This is a genomic window from Dolichospermum sp. UHCC 0260, assembly GCF_009711985.1.
In the GTDB taxonomy this organism is placed as follows: domain Bacteria; phylum Cyanobacteriota; class Cyanobacteriia; order Cyanobacteriales; family Nostocaceae; genus Dolichospermum; species Dolichospermum lemmermannii.
Genome location: NZ_VIKZ01000007.1, coordinates 19497 through 25833 on the forward strand (window position 1 = coordinate 19497; position 6337 = coordinate 25833).

Sequence of the window (6337 nt, forward strand, 5' to 3'; positions counted from 1 at the left end):
AACTCTCAATGATAATAATCCCATGTAAATGATTGGGCATGATCACAAATTCATCTAACTCGACATTTTTAAAATATCGAGGAATAGATAACCAAGAACCCCTTGCTATCTCGCCATTTGTATTTAATTTTATTTCACCATCTACAATTTCACCAAATAAACAATTACGTTGATGGGTGCAAATGGTGACAAAATATGCTCCCTGTTGAGTATAGTCGTATCCTTTTAATCGGATGGAACGGCGGTGGTGAATATTGGAATTGTAGGGCATAAATTTAATAGATGGATTTCTTTGTCATTTTTATGGGAAAGGGTGAAGCATTCGCCAATATAGTTTATCTGTTTGTTCCATATTTTTCTCGTGGAAAGGGTGAAGCATTCGCCAATATAGTTTATCTGTTTGTTCCATATTTTTCTCGTGCGAATGCTTCACCCCTACACAAAATAAAAAGAGAGTGGGAGGAGGCATACCAAAAGCCTGAAATCTCCCACTCTACATTTACTGCTGTAGCGTTTAGAAATATATACAAATACTGTCAAGTCATTGGGGGGGTAATGTAGCAAAAACAGTATCTATATGCGGTTAATATTCCCATTGCAGCAAATGTCAAACCTGATTATTGTTATTATTTTCGACTCCATCAATGGTCAATCAATTATTTGTAAATCATTGTTATTTATGCTTGAAAAATGTTAGCATAAACTCTGGTACTGCATGAAAAAAATCAATATGTAGTAGCCTCTAATAGCCACAATATTGAATTTGTTTATCTTGCATCAATGTAACTTAGGTAATTAAAACTTGGTTGCCAAGTTGGCACTTTCTTAAAAATCTTGTGTTTACAAGTTTCTAGAGGAATCGTGAATCTTGTCTGTCTCTGACAAATTCCGCATTGGTATTGAGGGGATAGATTTTCTCTGGTGGCGAAATTATGAGCAAATTTTTGCTGTCAGATGGAAAATTTGGGGATTTATGACGTTTCTGCGAGGACAATTTTTGACTATTGCGAGTGCGTTGAATAGCTTTTGTGCCTTCTCTTGAGTTTTGCAGTAGGTAGAAAATTACAAAAGAACCACTAGAACAGCAGAAGATAACTGCAATTATCAACCATAAAGGTAGAGGATTACTCGGATCGGAAAATGTGGAAATGGTTGATTGTACAGGGATAAGTGCGGTTTCTTTTTGTTCTTTTTGTGGTACATAGCTAATATAACTCAGTTGATGATATGCAAAAATTGCAACTCCTATAGGAATTAGGAACAAACTCAAGAACCAGATCCCAGGGTACTTTCTCACTAGATTGACGAGAATTTTTCTAGGATCTTTATTTTTTTTAAACTCTTGCTCATTATCCATCACGTTAATCACATCAATCACGCAAATCATTGTTTAGACAAGAGGAAAATATTTATTTTCCCTCTTTACCTAATCCGCTATCTTCTCTCCCTAATCCCCTTAATTAATTGGAGAATGTCTTGAAATTGCTAGTAGAATTAACTGATCTACTAATTTGGCAAAGGGTATATCCGTATTAGCCCAGAGTTGGGGATACATACTTGTAGAGGTAAAACCTGGAAAAGTATTAATTTCGTTGATGAAAATTTCTCCCGTAGCTTCCACATAAAAAAAGTCTACTCTGGATAACCCAGCCGCATCAACAGCCGCAAAAGCTTGTAAAGCCATATCTTGAATTTGTTGTGCTACCACCTCTGGTAAGTTTGCAGGAATGAATAAATCGGCTTTCCCTGGGGTATATTTAGTTTCGTAATCGTAAAAATCACTCTCAAAGGTAATTTCACCAATGACGGAAACTCTGGGGTTGTCGTTACCTAAAACTGCACATTCCACTTCCCTGGCCACAACTCCAGCTTCGACAATAATCCGTCTGTCATGGGTGGCTGCATTATCTAAAGCTGTTTCTAATTCTTGACGCGATCGCACTTTAGCAATTCCTACCGATGAACCTAGATTAGCAGGTTTGACAAAACAGGGATAGCCTAATGCAACTTCAATTTCATCACACAATTTGGGAAATACACAAGCATTTGACCAAACTTGCGCCCTCGTCACAGCTTTATATTTTACTTGAGGTAGTCCCGCTTGGGCAAAGGCCATTTTCATGGCAATTTTATCCATTCCCATTGCTGAACCCAATACCCCAGACCCAACAAAGGGAACTTGGGTTAAAGTCAATAAACCTTGAATTGTACCATCTTCGCCATTGGGACCGTGAAGAACGGGAAACCAAAGCTCAACTTGGGCAGTTTCGGGCGGGAATTGCCATAAATTAGGAGTTATGGAGGGGATTTCTTGGGGAACACCAGATGTTAAAACTTGTTGTGCAACTTCTCCTGCTTGCCAAACACCATCTTTTTGGATATAAAAAGCCAAAATTTCGTATTTATTAGCATTTTCCTCTAAACTGAGGGCTTGAGCGATCGCCCGTGCCGAAATTATTGAAACTTCATGTTCTCCAGAACGTCCACCAAACAGTAAACCCACCCGTAGCTTAGTCATTTTTTTCTATATCTCCACAAATCCACAATTTCCATTATAGGGAAAATGCCGAAAACCCTGACATCTTCTTCTGTTCCCTGTTCCCTTCCCAAAATGTTCGATATAGCTTTGAATATATTCTCAATGTTCTCTCTTGCTTTTCTAGTCAAGTCTATGACCAAAATTTCTTAAAATTTCGGCTGAGGAAGCACAATTCTCATAATAGTTTGCGCCCCATAGATACTCTCAATGGAAAACTCTCCTCCATGTAGTTCTACCAATCTTTTAGCAATTAATAATCCTAAACCAGAACCTTGTTGTTCATACATTTTACGTTCAAACTGGACATAAGCTCCAACATTATTAATTTGCTCCTGAGTCATACCACGTCCATAGTCAATTACAGACAAATGAAAGGCATTATTATGACTATTTCCGACAATCTTCACTGGTGTATTAGGCGGAGAAAATTTAAAGGCATTCGCAATTATTTCTTCAGTAATTTTAGATATTTTTGCAGGAGATATTTGCGCCATACCATCTGAGATTTCAATCGTTAAATCAGCTTCTCTACCAGCTTTTTTGGCAATTTTTAAAGCTACACTTTCAACTATTGATGTGACAAAAGTTTTAACTCCATTATTTCTCAGTGCTGCTACTTTTTCCGGGTTAGATGCTAATAACTCCAGGTCTGCATACATGATAAAATTCACAGTTAATCTATGCAAGCGTTGACCAGCTTTATGAATATGTTGTAGCATTTCTAATATTTCTGCCTGGTCAAATTCTCCATAGTTTGCCATCAATAATTCTGATATTCCTATAATATGATTGAGAGGAGTATTAATTTCATGGGGTAGTGAATTAGTAATACAACTGCGTAAATTATCCAATTTTTCCTGAGTTTTTTGCTCAAATATTGCTTGTTTATTCAGTCTGGTAGCGATCGCTTGCAATAATTGATTAGAATTAAAAGGCTTTGTTAAATAATCATCAGCACCAAGTTCCATCCCTTTACGTAAATCTGACCACTCTGATTTAGCAGTTAAGAAAATTATAGGAATTGTTGCAGTATCACTATGCTGACGCAGTTGAGTTAATACATCATAGCCATCTAACTCAGGCATCATTAAATCGCAAATTATCAAATCAGGATGTTTATCTTTAGCCAACTCTAAACCCTGTAACCCATTTTCTGCAACTAATGTATCAAAATCTGATAAGTGCAATATCTGCCTAAGATTGTTTCTGATTTGAACTTCATCTTCAATAATTAAAATCGTATTCATATAGTTTTGTATCGTAATCAAATGTTAACTATATTAGTAAATTAGCATGATTTTTAGCTCTTTCAGTATCCTTAAAATCATGATACGGAAAATAAAAAATCCCAGTTCACCACAAAACTCAATATATTTGTGTTACCCTAGTACAGTTGTCTAAAATCCGCACATCTGGGAATTCGGGTGTTTCTTAAAATTGAGAAATGCACCTAGATGGAGGTTTAACCCGAATAGGAGTAACAAAATATGCCAGTAGTTTCCTTGGCTCAAATGATGGAGTCAGGTGTTCACTTTGGTCACCAGACCAGACGTTGGAACCCTAAAATGGCTCCTTATATCTACACCTCACGAAATGGTGTACATATCATTGACTTGGTACAAACAGCCCAGTTGATGGATAACGCGTATAATTATATGCGGACCCAATCCGAACAAGGTAAAAAATTCCTGTTTGTTGGCACTAAGCGCCAAGCAGCCGGAATTATTGCCCAAGAAGCCCTCCGTTGTGGTTCTCACTACATTAACCAACGTTGGTTGGGTGGAATGCTCACCAACTGGGCAACTATTAAAACCAGAGCCGAGCGTCTCAAAGATTTAGAGCGGAGAGAAGAAACCGGCGCACTGGATTTATTGCCAAAGAAAGAAGCCTCTATGCTGCGTCGGGAAATGACGAAGCTACAAAAATACTTGGGCGGCATTAAAAACATGAGGAAAGTTCCCGATATCGTGGTTATTGTTGACCAGAAGCGGGAATATAACGCAGTTCAAGAATGCGAAAAATTAGGTATTCCCATTGTGTCCATGTTGGATACAAATTGTGATCCAGACGTTGTGGATATTCCTATTCCAGCCAACGACGACGCAATCAGATCCATTAAGCTAATTGTTGGTAAATTAGCAGATGCTATCTACGAAGGCCGTCACGGTCAACTAGAAGCAGAAGAAGATTACGATGATTATGCTGACGAAGATTACGAATATGATGAAAGTGATAGCACTGAATCTGAAGGCGAAGCATAAGTAGTCTGGCAAACAAGTAGGGGTTTAGCAGCTCTCATTGGTGTCAACTTAGGCTAGGGATAACTTATTTGTTTGGCTGCAACATTCCCGCCCAGAACTTAAGTTCCGGTGTAAAAGCTAAAGTGCGTTAAAACGCACTTTGGTTAACTCAAAGTCAATCATTATCCTATTTACGCTAAAATAGTCGGTTTTAACCGACTTTAGCTTTTAGACAGGAATTTATTCCCTGGCTTCAAGGGACTGCTTTACCCCTACATCCATACTACAGATTGGGATATTTTTTTTGATTGGAAGTCTCTTAAATGATTTTCAAATGAGTCCTGATCGTCTGATAATCTTGAATAATATTTGTATCTGTCAAGTTAAGAATTGAGGCAATATGGCGGAAATATCTGCGAAACTCGTCCAAGAGCTACGCCAAAAAACCGGTGCTGGCATGATGGACTGCAAAAAGGCACTGAAGGAAAATAATGGCGATGTCGAAGAATCCATAACCTGGCTACGGCAAAAAGGTATTGCTAAAGCTGACAAAGGAAGCGCTCGCATCGCCGCAGAAGGTCTAGTAGACACTTACATTCAGCCCGGTGGTCAGGTAGGTGTACTCATAGAGGTAAACTGCCAAACCGACTTTGTTGCCCGTAACGACGCTTTTAAAGCCTTGGTTAAGAACTTGGCACAACAAGCTGCAACCACTGATAGTGTAGAGTCTTTATTGGCTCAACCCTATCTTGAAAAGTCCAGTGTCACTGTTGATGAATTCATCAAAGAAACAATTGCAACTCTTGGTGAAAATATTCAAGTTCGGCGCTTTGTGAATTTCTCTCTCACCACTGATACACCAGGAATAGCAGATAGCTATATTCATACTGGTGGTCGTGTTGGTGTATTATTGGAATTGACCGCTCAAAGTGCTTCAGCCGCTGCTAATGAAGAGTTCCAAAGTTTGGCTAAAAATGCAGCAATGCAAGTTGCCGCTTGTCCTAACGTTGAATACGTTAGCGTAGACCAAATCCCTGCCGAAATTGTCACCAAAGAAAAAGACATCGAAATGGGTAAGGACGACTTAGGCAATAAACCAGAGAACATCAAAGAAAAGATTGTTCAAGGTAGAATTGATAAGCGCCTCAAAGAAATGACTTTACTAGATCAACCTTATATCCGTGATCAAAGTATTTCGGTAGAAGAATTGGTGAAACAAGTAAAATCCAAAGTTGGCGAAGAAATTCAAGTTAGTCGCTTTGTGCGCTATGTACTCGGTGAAGGCATTGAAAAGAACGAAATGAGCTTTGCTGATGAAGTTGCTGCCCAAATGGGTGCTAAGTAATTTTGTGATTAGTCAGTGGTCAGTTGTCAGTGGTCAGTTGTTAAGAATATATACTTAATAATTGGTTGTTGATTATGGACTTTTATTTTTGACTAATAACTATTCCCATTTACAGGCCAGCGCGTTCTGCGTGGCCTGTATTTTATTTAAATGATGATTATTTATTCAAAATCCGTATATTTGTACTACAGAAAGCAACTAACAACTGACAAC

5 protein-coding genes and 1 pseudogene are annotated in these 6337 nt (G+C 38.3%); 2 read left to right on the forward strand and 4 right to left on the reverse strand.

Features of this window, described 5'->3' with window-relative positions; genetic code table 11:
* The 4 genes and pseudogenes from FJR08_RS04520 to FJR08_RS04535 form a co-directional block, all read right to left on the reverse strand.
* Positions 1-271 (reverse strand): annotated as a pseudogene (locus FJR08_RS04520) (hypothetical protein); the annotation flags it as partial.
* 579 nt (positions 272-850) lie between these two features.
* Positions 851-1387 carry a hypothetical protein gene (locus FJR08_RS04525; RefSeq protein ID WP_168632316.1) on the reverse strand — a complete coding sequence of 179 codons (537 nt, stop codon included), beginning with the start codon at positions 1385-1387 and terminating at the stop codon, positions 851-853.
* A 69-nt stretch (positions 1388-1456) separates the two neighbouring features.
* On the reverse strand, positions 1457-2518 hold the full coding sequence (locus FJR08_RS04530) for a D-alanine--D-alanine ligase family protein (RefSeq protein WP_015083057.1): 1062 nt from the start codon (positions 2516-2518) through the stop codon (positions 1457-1459).
* Between the two features lie 167 nt (positions 2519-2685).
* On the reverse strand, positions 2686-3786 hold the full coding sequence (locus FJR08_RS04535; RefSeq protein WP_168632317.1) for a response regulator: 1101 nt from the start codon (positions 3784-3786) through the stop codon (positions 2686-2688).
* A gap of 240 nt (positions 3787-4026) precedes the next feature.
* Between FJR08_RS04535 and rpsB the strand changes: the two genes are divergently transcribed.
* Both rpsB and tsf read left to right on the forward strand, forming a co-directional pair.
* Complete coding sequence (rpsB, locus tag FJR08_RS04540) at positions 4027-4800, forward strand: 30S ribosomal protein S2 (RefSeq protein ID WP_015083055.1); 774 nt, start codon at positions 4027-4029, stop codon at positions 4798-4800.
* Positions 4801-5179: 379 nt separating this feature from the next.
* On the forward strand, positions 5180-6124 hold the full coding sequence (tsf, locus tag FJR08_RS04545) for a translation elongation factor Ts (RefSeq protein ID WP_148762300.1): 945 nt from the start codon (positions 5180-5182) through the stop codon (positions 6122-6124).
* Positions 6125-6337 lie beyond the last annotated feature (213 nt).